Origin of the sequence: Streptomyces sp. MH60 (assembly GCF_002939385.1) — a bacterium.
In the GTDB taxonomy this organism is placed as follows: Bacteria; Actinomycetota; Actinomycetes; order Streptomycetales; family Streptomycetaceae; genus Streptomyces.
In genome coordinates this window covers 15,430-32,390 of the sequence record NZ_MULI01000077.1, presented here as the reverse complement: position 1 = coordinate 32,390, position 16,961 = coordinate 15,430, and the positions used below count along the sequence as shown (strand labels likewise).

Annotated in this window: 18 protein-coding genes; 11 read left to right on the top strand and 7 right to left on the bottom strand. The window is 72.2% G+C overall.

Annotation, left to right across the window (positions count from 1 at the left end; all coding sequences use genetic code 11):
* Positions 1-86: 86 nt before the first annotated feature.
* Positions 87-1,016 carry a mycothiol synthase gene (gene mshD / locus BZZ08_RS31750; RefSeq protein WP_104635660.1) on the bottom strand — a complete coding sequence of 310 codons (930 nt, stop codon included), beginning with the start codon at positions 1,014-1,016 and terminating at the stop codon, positions 87-89.
* A 220-nt stretch (positions 1,017-1,236) separates the two neighbouring features.
* Between mshD and BZZ08_RS31745 the strand changes: the two genes are divergently transcribed.
* On the top strand, positions 1,237-3,063 hold the full coding sequence (locus tag BZZ08_RS31745) for a bifunctional metallophosphatase/5'-nucleotidase (protein WP_104635659.1): 1,827 nt from the start codon (positions 1,237-1,239) through the stop codon (positions 3,061-3,063).
* A 27-nt stretch (positions 3,064-3,090) separates the two neighbouring features.
* Here the strand turns inward: BZZ08_RS31745 and BZZ08_RS31740 are convergent, their stop codons facing one another.
* The 6 genes from BZZ08_RS31740 to BZZ08_RS31715 all read right to left on the bottom strand — a co-directional run bounded on the left by BZZ08_RS31740 (position 3,091) and on the right by BZZ08_RS31715 (position 8,803).
* On the bottom strand, positions 3,091-3,474 hold the full coding sequence (locus BZZ08_RS31740; RefSeq protein WP_104635658.1) for a winged helix-turn-helix transcriptional regulator: 384 nt from the start codon (positions 3,472-3,474) through the stop codon (positions 3,091-3,093).
* A 42-nt stretch (positions 3,475-3,516) separates the two neighbouring features.
* The gene (locus tag BZZ08_RS31735; RefSeq protein WP_104635657.1) at positions 3,517-4,941 is read right to left on the bottom strand and encodes a sensor histidine kinase; all 1,425 of its coding nucleotides are present in this window, start codon (positions 4,939-4,941) and stop codon (positions 3,517-3,519) included.
* A complete protein-coding gene (locus tag BZZ08_RS31730; protein WP_104635656.1) occupies positions 4,938-5,678 on the bottom strand; it encodes a response regulator transcription factor in 741 nt (246 codons plus the stop codon). Before BZZ08_RS31730 ends, BZZ08_RS31735 begins: the two co-directional genes overlap by 4 nt.
* Positions 5,679-5,755: 77 nt before the next feature.
* Positions 5,756-6,793: a S1C family serine protease gene (locus BZZ08_RS31725; protein ID WP_198601807.1), complete on the bottom strand. Its 1,038-nt coding sequence runs from the start codon at positions 6,791-6,793 to the stop codon at positions 5,756-5,758.
* Positions 6,794-6,919: 126 nt separating this feature from the next.
* Positions 6,920-7,942 carry a LacI family DNA-binding transcriptional regulator gene (locus BZZ08_RS31720; protein WP_087808575.1) on the bottom strand — a complete coding sequence of 341 codons (1,023 nt, stop codon included), beginning with the start codon at positions 7,940-7,942 and terminating at the stop codon, positions 6,920-6,922.
* 42 nt (positions 7,943-7,984) lie between these two features.
* Positions 7,985-8,803, bottom strand: a complete 819-nt coding sequence (locus BZZ08_RS31715; RefSeq protein ID WP_104635654.1) for a response regulator transcription factor — start codon at positions 8,801-8,803, stop codon at positions 7,985-7,987.
* Positions 8,804-9,069: 266 nt separating this feature from the next.
* Between BZZ08_RS31715 and BZZ08_RS31710 the strand changes: the two genes are divergently transcribed.
* From BZZ08_RS31710 to BZZ08_RS31660, 10 genes are all read left to right on the top strand, one after another.
* Positions 9,070-9,930, top strand: coding sequence for an alpha/beta hydrolase (locus BZZ08_RS31710; RefSeq protein WP_198601806.1), 861 nt, complete (start codon positions 9,070-9,072; stop codon positions 9,928-9,930).
* Positions 9,931-9,966: 36 nt separating this feature from the next.
* Positions 9,967-10,221 carry a MoaD/ThiS family protein gene (locus BZZ08_RS31705; protein WP_030187984.1) on the top strand — a complete coding sequence of 85 codons (255 nt, stop codon included), beginning with the start codon at positions 9,967-9,969 and terminating at the stop codon, positions 10,219-10,221.
* Between the two features lie 3 nt (positions 10,222-10,224).
* Positions 10,225-11,424, top strand: a complete 1,200-nt coding sequence (locus tag BZZ08_RS31700) for a hypothetical protein (protein ID WP_104635652.1) — start codon at positions 10,225-10,227, stop codon at positions 11,422-11,424.
* Positions 11,425-11,577: 153 nt separating this feature from the next.
* Positions 11,578-12,315 (top strand): LmeA family phospholipid-binding protein, encoded by a 738-nt coding sequence (locus tag BZZ08_RS31695; RefSeq protein ID WP_104635651.1) that lies wholly within the window; start codon positions 11,578-11,580, stop codon positions 12,313-12,315.
* Positions 12,316-12,746: 431 nt separating this feature from the next.
* Entirely contained in the window at positions 12,747-13,592 is an 846-nt protein-coding gene (locus BZZ08_RS31685; protein WP_076975426.1) for a sulfurtransferase, read from the top strand.
* Positions 13,593-13,626: 34 nt separating this feature from the next.
* Positions 13,627-13,914: a DUF1416 domain-containing protein gene (locus BZZ08_RS31680; protein ID WP_076975427.1), complete on the top strand. Its 288-nt coding sequence runs from the start codon at positions 13,627-13,629 to the stop codon at positions 13,912-13,914.
* 86 nt (positions 13,915-14,000) lie between these two features.
* Complete coding sequence (locus BZZ08_RS31675) at positions 14,001-14,258, top strand: DUF3099 domain-containing protein (protein WP_104635650.1); 258 nt, start codon at positions 14,001-14,003, stop codon at positions 14,256-14,258.
* 133 nt (positions 14,259-14,391) lie between these two features.
* Entirely contained in the window at positions 14,392-15,243 is an 852-nt protein-coding gene (locus tag BZZ08_RS31670) for a hypothetical protein (RefSeq protein WP_198601805.1), read from the top strand.
* On the top strand, positions 15,240-16,097 hold the full coding sequence (locus BZZ08_RS31665) for a hypothetical protein (protein WP_241965615.1): 858 nt from the start codon (positions 15,240-15,242) through the stop codon (positions 16,095-16,097). Before BZZ08_RS31670 ends, BZZ08_RS31665 begins: the two co-directional genes overlap by 4 nt.
* Positions 16,094-16,957 (top strand): hypothetical protein, encoded by an 864-nt coding sequence (locus tag BZZ08_RS31660; protein ID WP_104635648.1) that lies wholly within the window; start codon positions 16,094-16,096, stop codon positions 16,955-16,957. The genes BZZ08_RS31665 and BZZ08_RS31660 overlap by 4 nt, the downstream gene beginning before the upstream one ends.
* The last annotated feature ends 4 nt before the right edge of the window (positions 16,958-16,961 follow it).

Below are 16,961 nucleotides of genomic sequence, written 5' to 3'. Positions count from 1 at the left end.
GGCGGGGGCGGCGTGCGGGCCGGAGCCGCTGGGCCGCCGGGCCGGTCGCTGAGGGACGGCGCGTCCGCCGGACCGGCCCCGGCGGCTCACGTCTCCGTGCGGTACATCAGGTCCGTCTCGTGGGTGGTGAATCCGAGGCGCTCGTAGACGGCCACCGCCGCCTTGTTGTCGGCGTCGACGTACAGCATCGCCGTGGGCAGCCCCCGCTCCGCCAGGTGGCGCAGGCCGATCGTGGTCAGGGCCTTGCCCAGGCCGCCGCCCTGGGCGTCCGGGCGGATCCCGAGGACGTACACCTCGCCCAGCCGCTCCTCGGCGTGCACCTTGGTCCAGTGGAAGCCGATCAGTTCGCCGTCCCGCTCGGCGAGGAAGAACCCGGCCGGGTCGAACCACGGCTCGGCCTCGCGGTCGTCGAGGTCGCGCTGGGTGAGCGAGCCCTGCTCGGGGTGGTGGGCGAAGGCGGCGGCGTTCACGGCGAGCCAGGCCGTGTCGTCCCGGCCGGGCACGAAGGTGCGCACGCTCACACCCTCGGGCAGCACCGGCTCCGACAGGTCCAGGCCGGCCAACGGGCGCCGCATCTGCCGCAGTTCGCGGAAGAGGGACAGCCCCAGCACCTGCGCGAGATGCCGGGCGGCGGAGTGCCCGCCGTGCGCCCAGACCCGCAGCCGCTTGCCGGAGGCGGCGAGCAGCGCGGCGCCCAGCGCCCGTCCGTGACCCTGGCCCCGGTGCGAGGGGTGGACGACCAGCTCGGCGGCCGGCGGCTCGACCGGGTCGGTGCCCTCCAGCTGGGCGTAGCCGACGAGTTCACCGCCGTCGACGGTGAGCAGGAGGTGCGCGACGCCCTCCCGGGCGGGGCCGCGCAGTTGCAGCCGGCCCTGCTCGGACACGGCGTGCTGCCCGTCGTTCCGGGCCGCATCGGTGAGCAGGTCGAGGACGGCGTCGGTCTGCTCCGGCGCGAGTTCGGCGAGGGTCTCGATCGAGCGGGGGCGGCCGGGCCGCACGGTGTCGTCGCTGGTCATGCGTACGAGGGTAAGGGGCGGGCGCGGCAAAGCGGCGGCAGTGGACGGAGACGAAGAAGAGGGGGCGGGACAGGGCGCGGGAGGGGGAGCAGGCGGGGGTGAAGTTAAACCAGGCTGTAACCCGGAAGCCCCTGTCGCGCTACGCGCGTTGACTCTAGGCTGCTGCGCCGACGAGCCGTCTCCTCAGCGGCTCGCGCCACGCACACCCACAGGGGGGCGCATGCCAGCCACAGCACAGCCGCACCAGCCGCGTCGCAGACGCCGTACGAGCCGTCTGCTCGTCGCCGCCGCCACCGTCGTCACCGCGGGGGCGCTCGCCGCGGCGGCGCTGCCGGCCTCGGCGAGCGCGGGCGGGAACGACCGCGGCCACGGCGGCCACGGTCATGGCCAGGGCCGCTACCAGGACGTCCAGCTCCTCTCCTTCAACGACCTGCACGGCAACCTGGAGCCGCCCACCGGTTCCTCCGGCCGGGTCACCGAGGTCCAGCCGGACGGCACGACGAAGACGATCGACGCGGGCGGTGTGGAGTACCTGGCCACCCACCTGCGCGAGGCCCGCAAGGGCAACCGATACTCCATCACCGCCGCCGGCGGCGACATGGTCGGTGCCTCCCCCCTCCTCTCCGGCCTCTTCCACGACGAGCCGACGATCGAGGCACTGAACAAGCTCGACCTGGACGTGACGAGCGTCGGCAATCACGAGTTCGACGAGGGCGCCGGGGAACTGGCCCGCCTCCAGAACGGCGGCTGCCACCCCACCGAGGGCTGCTACACGGACAAGGGGTTCAAGGGCGCCGACTTCCCCTACCTGGCGGCCAACGTCCTCGCCGAGAAGACCGGGAAGCCCCTGCTCAAGCCCTACTGGGTGTGGAAGCAGCGGGGTGTGAAGGTCGGCTTCATCGGCGTGACCCTGGAGGGCACCCCGGACATCGTCTCGGCGGAGGGCGTGAAGGGCCTGAAGTTCAAGGACGAGGTCGAGACGATCAACAAGTACGCCAAGGAGTTGCAGCGCCAGGGCGTGAAGTCGATCGTCGCGCTCATCCACGAGGGCGGCTTCCCCGCCTCGTCCTCCTACAACTACGACTGCGACTCCCCGGGCGCGGGCGACGGCATCTCCGGTCCGATCGTCGACATCGCCAAGAACATCACGCCGCAGGTCGACGCGCTGGTCACCGGCCACACCCACAACGCGTACGTCTGCACGGTCCCCGACCCGGCGGGCAACCCCCGCATGGTCACCTCGGCCTCGTCCTTCGGCCGCCTGTACACGGACACCACGCTGACCTACGACCGCCGCACGGGTGACATCGCCCGTACGTCGGTGAAGTCGGCGAACCACGTGGTGACGCGGGACGTCCCGAAGGCGCCCGACATGACCCGGCTGATCGGCGACTGGAACACCCTGGCCGCCCCGATCGGCAACCGCCCCATCGGCTACGTCTCCGCCGACATCGACCGGGTCGGCACCGAGTCCCCGCTGGGCGACCTGATCGCCGACGCGCAGTTCGCGTACGGCAAGGCGCAGGACCCGGAGACCGACCTGGCCCTGATGAACCCGGGCGGCATCCGCGCCCCGCTGACCTACGCGGCCTCGGGCGCCGAGGGCGACGGCGTGGTCACCTACGCCGAGGGCTTCACGGTCCAGCCCTTCGCCAACACGGTGAACCTCAAGGACTACACGGGCGCCCAGCTGATCCAGGTCCTCAAGGAGCAGGTGAGCGGCCCGAACGAGGCGGCCCCGAAGATCCTCCAGGTCTCCTCCGGCCTCACCTACACCCTGGACCTGACCAAGTCGGGCGCGGACCGCGTCGTCGCGGACTCCGTCCGCCTCGACGGCGCCCCGGTCGACCCGTCGGCCACCTACCGCGTCGCGTCCAACAGCTTCCTCGCGGGCGGCGGCGACGGCTTCACCACGCTGGGCCAGGGCACGAACGAACTCGTCGGCGCGGACGACCTGACGGCGTTCGAGCAGTACCTGACTGCCAACTCCTCGGCCACCGACCCGATCGCTCCGCCGGCGGCGGACCGGATCACGGTCGTTCAGTAGGCGGCAGCGGGTTCGGGAGGGCGCCCGTCAGCCGTCGAAACTCCGGCGGGCGCCCTCGATGTGGCCGAGGTGCCGGTGGGTCCAGTCGCAGAGGGCGTCGACCGTGGCGCGCAGGGCGCGGCCCGGTTCGGTGAGGGTGTACTCGACCCTCGGCGGCACGGTCGGGTACACCGTCCGGTCGACCAGGCCGTTGCGCTCCAGCATGCGCAGGTTCTGGGTGAGCATCTTGTGGCTGATGCCCTCGACCTCGCCGCGCACCTCGCCGAAGCGCAGGGTGCGCTCGCCGAGCGCCTCGATGATCAGGAGCGCCCACTTGTTGGCGACGTCCGAGAAGATCTCCCGCGCCAGGGAGTCCGCGCGCCGCAGGTCCGCGTCCTCGGGCAGGCCCTTGAGCAGGTGTTCGGTCCCCATCAGGTCCCCCAGTCACCGAAGAGCAGTTCTTCCGGGCCGAGCCTAGAGCCCTCGTTCCGGCGGCGGCACCGGGGCCCCGGGCAACCGGATCGTGGCGGTCGTACCGTCGCCGTCCGCCGGTCGCAGGGTCACCTCGCCGCCCGCCTGCTGCACCGTCCGCGCCACGATGGACAGGCCCAGGCCCGAGCCGGGCAGGGCGCGGGCGCTCGGGGAGCGCCAGAAGCGGTCGAAGACGTGCGGGAGTTCGTCGGCGGCGATGCCGGGTCCGTGGTCGCGGACGGTCAGGACGCCGTCGGCGAGGCGTACGTCGATGGTGCCGCCCTCCGGGCTGAACTTCACCGCGTTGTCCAGGATGTTGACCACCGCGCGTTCCAGGGCGGCCGGTTCCGCCCGTACGTACCAGGGGTGGACGTCCGCGTTGATCGCCAGCTCCGGGCCGCGCAGGCGGGCGCGGCGCAGCGCCGACTCGACGACGTCGTGCCAGGCGAGGATGCGGGTGCGGCCTTCGTGCTGGCCGGTGTCGGGGCGGGACAGCTCCTGGAGGTCCCCGATGAGCGCCGCCAGTTCCGTCATCTGCGCCTTCACCGAGGCGAGCAGTGCCTTGCGGTCGGCCTCCGGGATCGGGCGGCCCGTCTCCTCGCTGCGGGTGAGCAGCTCGATGTTGGTGCGCAGGGAGGTGAGCGGGGTGCGCAGTTCGTGGCCCGCGTCGGCGATGAGCTGCTGCTGGAGGTCGCGGGAGCTGGCCAGGGACGAGGTCATGCTGTTGAAGGACCGGGAGAGGCGGGCGATCTCGTCGTCGCTGTCGTCCGCGACGGGGATGCGGACGGTGAGGTCCTCGGTGCGGGCGACGTGCTCGACGGCCTCGGTGAGTTCGTCGACGGGACGCAGCCCGGTGCGGGCCACCCACAGCCCGGCGGCGCCGGCGCCGAGGACTCCGGCGCCCGCGACGATCACGAGCACCAGGGCGAGGTCGTTGAGGGAGCTGTTGACCTCGCCCAGCGGTCGCGCGGCGGAGACGGCCACGCCCAGCTCGGGCAGCACGCTGTAGGTGTAGACCCGGTACTGGGCACCGTCGGCCCCCGTGGCGTCGTGCAACGCGTCGGTGGACCTGCCCTCGGCCACGGCGTGGTCGGCGTCGCTGAGCGGCACCTCCCGCGTGCCGATGATGAGACAGCTCCCTCCCGTGCCGTCCACGAGCTGTACGGACGAGCCGAAGGGGTTCTGTTCGTGCGTGACGGGGTCGTGGGCGCAGGCGCCGGTGCGCAGGTCGACGTACTGGCTCACCTGCTGCCTGGTCATGCGGTTGGCCTTCAGGGCCTCGTCCAGCGAGCTGACCAGCACGCTCTTGACGACGAACCAGCAGGCGACCGCCGCCGCCGCCACCGCGAACGCCACCGCCGCCGCCACCAGCAGGGACAGTCGCGCCCTGATGGGCAGGGACCGGACCCGGCGGGCGACGCCTCTCACTCCGCGCCGCCCTGCCGCAGGACGTAGCCGACGCCGCGGACGGTGTGGACCAGGCGCGGCTCGCCGCCCGCCTCGGTCTTGCGGCGCAGGTACATGACGTACACGTCGAGGGAGTTCGACGACGGCTCGAAGTCGAAGCCCCAGACGGCCTTCAGGATCTGCTCCCGGGTGAGGACCTGGCGCGGGTGCGCCATGAACATCTCCAGCAGGGTGAACTCCGTGCGGGTCAGCTCCACCGGGCGTCCGGCGCGGGTGACCTCCCGGGTCGCCAGGTCCATGGTCAGGTCGGCGAAGCTCAGGGTGTCGTCGTCCTCGGCGGTGGCGTCCACCGCCGCCGCGTAGGAGCTGCGGCGCAGCAGCGCGCGGATGCGGGCGAACAGCTCGTCCAGCTCGAACGGCTTGACCAGGTAGTCGTCCGCCCCCGCGTCCAGGCCGGTCACCCGGTCGCCGACCGTGTCGCGGGCCGTCAGCATCAGGATCGGCGTCAGGTCGCCCGCGCCGCGGATGCGGCGGGCGGCGGTCAGGCCGTCCATGCGGGGCATCTGGATGTCCAGGACGACGAGGTCGGGCCGGTACGCCGCCGCCTTCTCCAGCGCGTCGGCGCCGTCGACGGCGACCTCGGTGTCGTACCCCTCGAAGGCGAGGCTGCGCTGGAGGGCCTCGCGGACCGCCGGCTCGTCGTCGACGATCAGGATGCGCTGGATCTCGCGGTCGCGGTCGGCGTCTGCGGGGCTCATGGGCTCGGGTCCTCGGGTGCGGTCGGGTACGGGTACGGGGTGTCAACGCTTTCAGCGTCGCACGTCTTCGCGCCCGCTCAGTTGCTCGCGCCCGCCCGCAGCTCGGGCAGGTCGGCCTTCACCGTGTTGATCGGGATGGCGAAGCCCAGGCCCACGCTGCCCGCGCTCGCGGAGGACTCGGTCGCCGAGTACATCGCGGAGTTGATGCCGATGATGTTGCCGTTCATGTCGATCAGCGCGCCGCCGGAGTTGCCCGGGTTGAGGGACGCGTCGGTCTGGATCGCCTTGTACGTCGTCGTGGACGAGCCGGTGTCGCCGTTGAACTGCTGCCCGCCGAACTCGAACGGCCACTGGCCGCCCTGCCGCTGCTGCTGTTGCTGCTGGCCCTCGTCCGTCGAGACGGTCACGTCCCGGTTCAGGGCGGAGACGATGCCGCTGGTCACGGTGCCGGTCAGGCCCTCGGGGGAGCCGATGGCGACGACCTGGTCGCCGACCCCGATGCCGTCGGAGTCGCCGAGGGTGGCGGCCTCGAGGCCGGAGGCGTCCTTCAGCTTGATCAGCGCGAGGTCCTTCTTGCTGTCGGTGCCGACGACCTCGGCGGTGTACTGCTTGCCGTCGTTCGTCGTCACCTTGACGGACGAGGCGCCGGACACGACGTGGTTGTTGGTGATGATCTCGCCGTCGTCGGTGATGATCACACCGGAACCGGTGGAGGAGCCGGCGTTCGAGGTGGCGTTGATCTCGACGATGCTCGGGCTGACCGCCTTCGCGACGCCGGAGACCGTGCCCTTCTGGCTGGAGGGCACCACGTTGGTGCTGGCCGAGCCGGAAGCGACGGTGTCGCCGCCGGCCAGCTCCTGGATGCCGTACGCCGTGCCGCCGCCGACGGCCGCCGCGACGATCGCCACGGCGACCAGCAGGGCGGCGGGACCGCGCCGCCGGGCCGGACGCCTGCCGTGCGGCGGCTCGGGCAGGGGCTGCGTGGGGTGGTTCCCGGGCGGCTGCGCCGGCGGGGGCGGCCACTCCGGGCTGACGGGAGAGGAGGCGTGCTGGTGGGGTCCCTGGTACGGGTTCGCGTGCTCGTACTCGCCGTCGTGGCGGAGGCTCTCGGTCATGTCCATGAGCTTCCCGCCCCCGTATGAGAGCGGCCTGAGGGCTGCCTGAGAAGCCCGGCAGAACCTCGTATGCCCGATATAAGGGCGCCGGATAAGGGCGCCGGGCGAGGAGGTCGGGGCGGTGTCCTACGCGCAGCCGCAGGACTGCCGTACCACCAGCTGCGACGGGAACACCTTCAGCCGCTCGCGGCGGGAACCCGCCACCCGCAGGCCGTCGTCCAGGACCAGGTCCACGGCGGCGCGCGCCATCGCCGACCGGTCCGAGGCGACCGTCGTCAGCGGCGGATCGGCGAGGTCCGCCTCCTTGATGTCGTCGAAACCGGCCACCGCCAGCTCGCCGGGGACGTCGATGCGCAGCTCGCGGGCCGCGCGCAGCAGGCCGATCGCCTGGTCGTCGGTGGAGCAGAAGATCGCGGGCGGGCGCTGCGGCCCGGAGAGCAGCTCCAGACCCACGCGGTACGCGTCGTAGCGGTTGTACGGCGCCTCGAAGAGCCGGCCCTCGGTGGAGAGCCCGGCCTCCTTCATCGCGCGCTTCCAGCCCTCGACGTGGTCGGAGACCGGGTCGCCGACGGACGGCGTCTCGGCGGTGCCGCCCATACAGGCGACGTACGCGTACCCGTGCTCCAGCAGGTGCCGTACGGCGAGCTGGGCACCGCCGAGGTCGTCGGTGACGACCGCGACGTCGTCGATGGCCTCGGGGCGCTCGTGCAGCAGCACCACCCGGGCGTCCCAGGCGTCGATCTCGGCGGCGGCGTTGTCGTTCAGCGCGTGGCTGACCAGGATCAGGCCGGAGACCCGCATGCCGAGGAAGGCGCGCAGGTAGTGCACCTCGCGCTCGCCGACGTAGTCGCTGTTGCCGACGAGCACCATCTTGCCGCGCTCGGAGGCGGCCCACTCGACCGCGTGCGCCATCTCCGCGAAGAACGGCTGGCGCGCGTCCGGCACGATCAGGCCTATGAGGTCCGTGCGCCGCGACGCCATGGCCTGGGCGACCCGGTCCGGGCGGTACCCCAGTTCCTTGATCGCGGCGAGGACACGCTCGCGCGTGGCCGGGGCGACCGGCCGGGGTCCGTTGTTGATGACGTAGCTGACGACGGCGGTGGAAGTCCCCGCCAGTCGCGCCACATCATCCCGAGTCACCTTGGCCACGCGCGGAGTCTACGCGGATGGACCCGCTCCGGGCAGGGCGTATCACACCTTGGATGACCTCGCGCCCGCCGCTGTCGCCGACGTGTCGGACCGGTCCCCGGCGCTCTTCGGCTCCGCCTCCTCCGACTTCTCGGGCTTCTCGCTCTTCCCGGCCTTCTCGGTCTTCTCGGATTTCTCGCCCTTCTCGGGCTTCTCCGGTGTCACGAAGCGGTAGCCCACGTTGCGGACGGTGCCGATCAGCGACTCGTGCTCGGGGCCGAGCTTGGCGCGCAGCCGCCGCACGTGCACGTCGACCGTGCGGGTGCCGCCGAAGTAGTCGTAGCCCCACACCTCCTGGAGCAGTTGCGCGCGGGTGAACACGCGGCCGGGGTGCTGGGCGAGGTACTTCAGCAGCTCGAACTCCTTGAAGGTCAGGTCCAGGACCCGGCCCTTGAGCTTCGCGGAGTACGTCGCCTCGTCCACCGACAGGTCGCCGTTGCGGATCTCCATGGGGGAGTCGTCGCCGCCGAGCTGCTGGCGGCCCGTGGCCAGCCGCAGCCGCGCCTCGACCTCCGCCGGACCGGCGGTGTCGAGCAGGACGTCGTCGATGCCCCAGTCGGCGGTGACGGCGGCGAGCCCGCCCTCGGTGACGATGAGCACCAGCGGACAGCTGAGGCCCGTGGAGCGCAGCAACTGGCACAGGCTGCGGATCTGGGGGAGGTCGCGGCGGCCGTCGACGAGGATGACGTCGGCGCCCGGGGTGTCGACGAGGGCGGGGCCCTCGGCGGGGGCGACACGCACGTTGTGCAGCAGCAGGCCGAGAGCGGGGAGCACCTCCGTCGACGGCTGGAGGGCGTTGGTCAGGAGCAGCAGAGAACTCATCGCGCCCCACCTGCCTGGGACGGTTCGTGGTCGTGCCCGGTTCGCTCGCCCATAACGTCTGGTTCCTCCTGGGTCCCTGCGAGGACGTTTGCGGCACTGCTTCGTACAGGTCGTGCGGGTGCGGGTCCCGTGCCCGTGGGGCCCGCGGCGCGTCCGGGAGGTGAATGACCGACGACCGCCCGACGACCGCCCGGCATCGCTCCCGGAAGCACAAAAGGACCCGGGGGCTACGTTGCCCGAGTCCTCTGCCCAGCAGAATAGCCGACATGAGCAACCGACCGCCGGGTCATGTGGCGCGTTCCACCCGTGGTCCAGCCAATCGTCCGCATGCCGAGACGCCCCGGGGAGCGCCGCGCCGCACGCCCGCGCGCACCTTCCTCCGTACGGCCGACGGTGTCTCCATCGACGCCGTGTACGAGCCGGGAGGGACCGGGCGCGATCCCTCTGACCTGGTCTTCGTCGTCGCACACGGGTTCACGGGCGACGCCGACCGGCCGCACGTACGGCGGATCGCGGGGGCGTTCGCGCGGCACGGCGCCGTGGTCACGTTCTCCTTCCGGGGCCACGGCGCGTCCGGTGGGCGGTCCACCGTGGGGGACCGCGAAGTGCTCGATCTGGCGGCGGCGGTCGCCTGGGCGCGCGGCTTCGGGCACACCCGCGTGGTGACCGTCGGCTTCTCCATGGGCGGCTCGGTGGTCCTGCGGCACGCCGCGCTGTACGCCGACGACGACGCGGCGGGCACGGACGCCGTCGTGTCGGTCAGCTCCCCCGCCCGCTGGTACTACCGGGGCACGGCACCCATGCGCCGGCTGCACTGGCTGGTGATGCGCCCCGCCGGGCGCCTGGTGGGCCGCTACGGCCTGCGCACCCGCATCCACCACCGCGACTGGGACCCGGTGCCGCTGTCGCCGGTCGAGGCGGTGCCCCGGATCGCCCCGAGGCCGCTGCTCGTCGTGCACGGCGACCGGGACGGCTACTTTCCCCTCGACCACCCCCGGATGCTGGCCGAGGCGGCCGGTGACCACGGCGAACTCTGGCTGGAGCCCGGCATGGGCCACGCCGAGAACGCCTCCGGCGAGGAGCTGCTCGACCGCATCGGCGACTGGGCGGTGGCCAGAGCGGGCTAGCCTGACGTTGTTCATCGCCGACGACGAAGGAACGAGATGGCAAAGGTCACGGTGCGCTACTGGGCGGCCGCGAAGGCCGCGGCGGGGGTGGCCGAGGAGCCGTACGACGCGGTGACGCTGGCCGACGCGCTCGGCGCGGTCCGCGAGCGCCACCCCGGCGAACTCACGCGCGTGCTGCTGCGCTGCTCGTTCCTCGTCGACGGCGACCCCGTGGGCACCCGCGGGCATGAGACGGTACGGCTGGCCGAGGGCGGCACGGTCGAGGTGCTCCCGCCGTTCGCAGGAGGGTGAGCGATGACCGACCAGCCGCAGCAGCCGTACCAGCAGTACGACCCGCATCAGCAGTACGAACCGCATCAGCAGTACGAGGGATACGACGCCCAGGCGTGGCCAGGGCAGCAGCCGTACCAGCCGTACCAGGGCTACGGGGAGCAGCCGGACCCGAACGCGGGCCAGTACACGCAGCAGTGGCAGGGGCAGACCTGGGAGACGCAGATGCAGCCGCCGGTCTCCGCGGAGGAGACGGCGTACCTGCCGCCGCACGCCCAGCCGCAGCCTGAGCCGTACCCGTCGCCGGGGTACGGACAGCCGCAGCCGCAGCCGTACCAGTCCCAGCCACAACCGCAGCCGTACGCGCCACAGCCCCAGCCGCAGCCGTACGAGCCCCCTGCTCCCGACCCCGCCCCCGCGCCCTCCTCCGACGATCCGGGCTACGGTCCCGCGACCGTCGCCGGGAACACACGGATCACGGACGCGCAGCGGGCCCGCGCCGAGGGGCGTTCGCCCATCATCGACCCGGGCATGCAGCCGGCCGGTCTCACCGCACTGCTCGGGCTGCTGCTGTCCGGCGCGGCGGCGCTCGGCACGTACGCCCTCCTCGTCCCGCTCGTCGCCCTCCAGGCGCTCACCGCGGCGGGCTGGTTCCGGCTGAACGGCATGTGGCCCGCCCGGCAGGGCATCGCGCTGGGCTTCGCGGGCGCGCTCGCCGCCGACGCGGCGCTGCTGGTGTCGGACCGCTCCCCGGCGGCGATCCTCGGCACGCTCGGGGTGTGGGTGCTGCTCTCCCTGGTCCTGCAACTGCGCTCGCACGCCGACCCCGACGAGCGGATGTACGGCCTGATGGCGACCATCGCCGCGGCGGCCCTGGCCGTCGTCGCGGGGGGCTACCTCGCCGCCGACGCGGACGCGGTGACGGTCGGCGGGATCGCGGTGGCGGTGGCCGCCGTGGCCCGTGCGCTGCCGCTGCCCACCCCGGCGTCCGTGGTCGTCGCGCTGCTCGCGGCGGCCGGGGCGGGGATCGCGGCCGGCTCGGTGACGGACTTCGGGGCGTCGGGAGCGCTGCTCGGCGCGGGGGCGGCGGTCTGTGCGCTGATCGGCCTGCGGGTGGCGGCCTACGACTACCCCTCCCGCTTCGTCCACTTCACGGCGGGCGTGGCCCTGCCCCTCGCGGCGGCCGCCCCGGCCGTGTACCTCCTGGGCCGGTCCCTGGCCTGAGCCCCGGCGCCGCCTGTCACGGGTGGCGGCGCCCCCTGTCACAGCTGTTCGACAAAACCCGGGGGGTGCCCGGAGGCCGCGTTACGCTCGCGCTGGACGGCCGCCGGTCGTCGGTCCGCCGCCGTCGAGCGTCCAGGGTTGGGGAAACACCGCATGCGCGCACTGCGAATACTGTTGATCGTCGTCGTGATCCTGGGCGGCCTCTTCGTGATCGCCGACCGTGTCGCCGTCAACTTCGCCGAGGACGAGGCGGCGGACCAGCTGCGCAGCACCGAGAACCTGGCCTCGACGCCGGACGTGTCCATCAACGGTTTCCCCTTCCTCACCCAGGTCGCCGGCGGTGAACTGGACGACGTGGAGATCGGCATCGACGACTACGAGGCGTCCACCGGCAACGCGAACGAGAAGATCCGCATCGCCCACCTGCGCGCGCACATGAAGGGCGTCGAGTTCTCCGGCGACTACAGCTCCGCCACCGCGGCCACCGCCACCGGCACCGCGACCGTCGGCTACGGCGAGCTGATGAAGGCCACCAAGTCCGAGCCCACCCAGATCGCGCCCGGCATCGACGCCAAGGTCGTCGGCCTCTCCGACGGCGGCAACGGGAAGATCAAGGTGTCGCTGAAGGCCACGGTCCTCGGCGTCGAGGTGCCCGAGCCGGTCGAGGTGCTCAGCTCGGTCAAGGTCAAGGACGACGACGTCGAGGTGGTCGCCGACGGGCTGCCGAAGATAGGCGGCAGGCAGCTCGCCGAGTCCCGGATCCGGGCCATCACCGACTTCCAGCAGACCATCGACGAGCTGCCCGGCGGTATCGAGCTGGACAAGGTCGAGGCGGCGAAGGACGGCGTCGAGATCACGGTGAAGGGTTCCAACGTCAAGCTGGCCGGGTAGGACGAAGGGCGTCGCCCCACGGGGCCTGGCGGCCGATGTCCGACTGGCGAGACGGCGCCGTCCGTACCGCAGATGCGGAGACACCCGTCGAGGCTCCCGCGCCCCTCGGCGGCAAGCGGACGGCCTCTCGATCCCACATTCCGGACGATCGTGTCTCATCATGCGACACGTCGGTGACATGGCCCGCCCTCAATCCCTACGATCGGGTCCTATGAAGCGACAGGCGGATCTCACGAAGCGGCGGGCAGTGGACCTGTGCCGCGTTGCCGCCATGCTCTGTCGCGCCTTCTGAGGCGGACGGCGACGTCGCCGTCCGTGTCCCTCTCATCCTCGCCCCGCACCGTCGTGGGCACCCGCGCGCGCCGCGACACGGCCCGAGCGCGCCCCCCTCTCACCGCACGCCCCGCCGCAACTGCCCCGGAGGAGAAAACATGAGCCGCAGCGACGTCCTGGTCGACGCCGACTGGCTGCAGGACCACCTGGACGACCCGAGCATCGCGATCGTCGAGGTGGACGAGGACACGTCCGCCTACGAGAAGAACCACATCAAGAACGCGATCCGGATCGACTGGACCCAGGACCTCCAGGACCCGGTCCGCCGCGACTTCGTCGACCAGGAGGGCTTCGAGAAGCTCCTGTCGGCCAAGGGCATCGCCAACGACACGCTGGTGGTCCTCTACGGCGGCAACAACAACTGGTTCGCGTCGTACGCCTACTGGTACTTCAAGCTCTACGGCCACGAGAACGTCAAGCTCCTCGACGGCGGCCGCAAGAAGTGGGAGCTGGACGCCCGCGAGCTGGTCCCCGGCGACGAGGTGCCCCAGCGCGCCACCACCGACTACAAGGCCAAGCCGCAGAACACCGCGATCCGCGCCTTCCGCGACGACGTGGTCAAGGCGATCGGCGCGCAGAACCTGGTCGACGTCCGCTCGCCCGACGAGTTCTCCGGCAAGCTGCTCGCCCCGGCCCACCTCCCGCAGGAGCAGTCGCAGCGTCCGGGCCACGTCCCGTCCGCCCGCAACATCCCGTGGTCGAAGAACGCCAACGACGACGGCACCTTCAAGTCGGACGACGAGCTGAAGCAGCTCTACACCGACGAGCAGGTCGACCTGGCGAAGGACACCATCGCCTACTGCCGCATCGGTGAGCGCTCGGCCCTGACCTGGTTCGTCCTGCACGAGCTGCTGGGCGTGGAGAACGTCAAGAACTACGACGGCTCCTGGACCGAGTACGGCTCTCTCGTCGGCGTGCCGATCGAGCTCGGCGCCAACAAGTAAGCCCGCCCCTTCTCAACCCCTCAGGAGTAACGACATGTGCGGAGCGAAGGCCGGCGGCCCCGACGCCTCGACGATCAAGCCGGGTGAGACCACCATCCAGGGTCAGGTGACCCGCGGTGGCGAGCCGGTGACGGGCTACGTCCGTCTGCTGGACGCCACCGGCGAGTTCACGGCGGAGGTCCCGACCTCCGCGACGGGCCAGTTCCGCTTCTACGCGGCCGAGGGCACCTGGACCGTACGCGCGCTCGTCCCGGGCGGCACCGCCGACCGCACGGTCGTCGCCCAGCAGGGCGGCCTGGCGGAGGTGGCGATCGCCGTCTGACGGCAGTGACGGCCGAAGGGGCCGCACCCACCGGGTTGGACGCCTGGGGTGCGGCCCCTTCGGCGTTCCCGGCCTACGCTGGAGGTATGTACGCGCGGCGGCGGCACGTCTACTTCGCCATGATGGGGACCTGCATCGTGCTCTTCGTCCTGGCCTGGGGAGTCGTGCGCCTCTGGTCCGTCCCGGCGGCCGTCGGCCTGTGTGTGTTCACGATGCTCATCCCCCCGGTGGCCGCGATGATCGCCAACCGGCGCGGCCCCGAGGACCGCTGGTGGGACGACCCGTCGGGCGACGCCCAGTCCGACGAGTGGTGGGACGAGCTGGACGGCAAGAAGCGCCACTAGCGGGTGCCGACCGGCCAGTGGGCCCCGTCGCGGCCGAATCGTGATCAACACCGCCGCAACCCCCAACCCCGGCTGTGGGTCTCCTGTGTGCGCGCATACGGAACGCGCGCTTCACGTTCTGTGGGGGGACGTCATGGAAGAGGAACCGGCGAGACCCGCGGCACCGGCCGCGCCGACGACACCGGAGGGGCCACAGACGGCGGCGGTCCCCGAGCCGCCACCCGTCGACGAGGCCGCGCCCGACGACGAGGCCGCGCCCGACGAAGGGGCCGGACGAAGCCGACAGCGCGGGCGCACGACGCTGCTCATCGCCGCCGCCGCCGTGCTGGGGCTGGTCGCCGGCACCTGCACCGGGGTTCTCGTGCAGGCGGACCGGGAACCGACGAAGCTGCCGCCGCTGTCGCAGGCCGCGCTCACGCGCGACGAGGGCGCGGCGCCGAAGCCGCTGCCCGCCGACCAGGACCGCCAAGTACGCACCGAGGGTGACCTCCGCGATCTGCTGCTGAAGAAGCCGCGCGGGGCGGAGGAGGTCGACTGGCTGGAGGGCTCCGACGGCTGGATGGACCTGGCTGGCTACGCCGGGACATTCGGGGATCCGCAGCATGAGTTCGAGCATCTGCTCCACGCCGAGTTCCGCCGGGCCGCCATCACCGGCTGGGAGGTCGACGGCGCGTACTCCGTGGAGATCCGGCTGATCCAGTACCGGCAGGAGGAGGTCCTCGGCGCCGGCGGAGCCAATGCGAGCGGCCAGTACTACGCGGGCGAGGGCGGCGTCGACGACGGGGGGATTCCGGGCACGGGGGACGGGCGGGTGTACGTCTACGGCCGGCCCGTCCCCGGTCTCGAAGCCGCGACGTTTCCCTACCAGGCGGAAGCGCACGCCCGGCGGGGTGACATCGCCATGGAGATCTGGGTGAGCGGAGCCAAGCGGGTCGAGAAGAAGATGATCACGAGTCTGGCCGAGCGGCAGATGGAGCGGCTGTGAACGAGAACCGCGACGACGACCCGTCCACGAGCGCGGCCCCTTCCGATGCGAGCGCCGCCACGTCCGCCCCCGTGGACGCCGCTGAAGCAGCGCCCATCCCCGGACGGCGCGGCCGCCGCCGGATCGCCGCCGTCACCGGGGCACTCCTGCTGACCGGCGCCGTCGTCGGAGCCGTCGCGTGCACCGCCGTGGCCGTCGCGGACGCCGACCGGGATCCGGGCACCCCTTCCTGGGCGCGTCCCGAACCCACCCGGGACCGTCCGGCGGCGACGGCCGAACCGGGCAGTCTGGCCCGGACCCTCGTGCCGTACCGGACCGACGACTGGTCGCGCGGCCCCGACCTGGGGGAGTTCGGTTCGGACGCCGTGCTGAACGGCGCACGGACGGCCGCCCTGCTCAAGGAGTCCCTGGCCGGACTGCCTCGATCCGAGCGCAAGCAGTTGGAGAAGGAGATCGACCGCAGGCCCGTCAAGGAGATGGCGATGCGCAGCTACGGCTTCAACGTGGATGAGCACTTCAACGGCGTCGCCGCCACCATGAGCATCATTCTGGCCCGGATGAAGGATCCGGCCGCCGCGCGTGCCGTGACGGAGGGCCGGAGCGCGTTCCTGAACGACCTGGACGTCTTCCGCGACGGCCCCGAGATCGAGGGCTACGAGGACGCGGAGTGTTTCCGCACGCCCTCCGACGCAGGCGACGACACAGACCTCGACTCGATGTACTGCTCGGCCTCCGTGGCGAACGTCACGGTCACCGCCACCGCCGAGGGACTGTGGCCGCTCGACGCCGAGAGCGTCGCCGCGCTGTTCAAAGACCAGTTGGACCGGATCGTCGAACCCGGGGAGTCCGTGTGACCGAGCAGATCACCCCGGCGGCACCCGTCACGGCGGCGCCCGCGCTGCCGCCCCTGCCGGACGCCCCGCCGCCCGGCTCCCCGGGCCCGTCGGGCAAGGACCGCCGGGCCCTGCGCGCCGTACTGCGCTGGACTGCGGCCGTCGTCGTCTTCGCGGCGGTCGGGTCGGCCACGGCGTACGGCGTTACGCGGATGGACCGGACGGACGTGCCAGGACTCGCGACCGCGTCGGACGGGCGCTGGTCCTATCCGACGCTCACCGCGGCGCCGCTGCCGTCCGGCAGCCCGGGGCCGTTCGACGAGAAGAACGCGGCCGGTGCGCACTACGCCGATCTGCGGGACCTGCTCCTGCCGGCGCCCGAGGGGGCGACGGCGGACCAGGGGCTGCGCGGCAAGGACGGTTGGCTGCGGACGGAGACCTTCCTCGCGGAGTACCGGGAGGAGGCCGACCGTGACGAGCTGCGGCTGAGGATCGTCGACGCGGGGCTGCGCCACATCGCAGCCCGTGGCTGGACCACTGACGACGGAACGCACACGCGGATCTACCTGCTCCAGTTCGGCACGGCGGCCACGGTGGACGATCTGATCACCATGCAGCTGGCGCCGTACGACAGGCCGGCCTACGCCGTGCGAGGCACGGAAGCGGTGGAGCCCGACGAGGAGTTCCCGGAGGCTGCCGAGTCCGACGACGTGCTCACCTCCGTCTATACCGAGTCCGAGCCCTACGGCGATGAACAGGTCCGCGAGGCCTACCTCGGCGCCGGCGACGTTCTGGCGGTGGTGCTGCAGAGCCGCGCGGGCGGGGCGGGGGAGGTGCCGTTCCAGCAGACCGTGGCCCTGCAGACCCGGCTGCTCCTGTGACCGC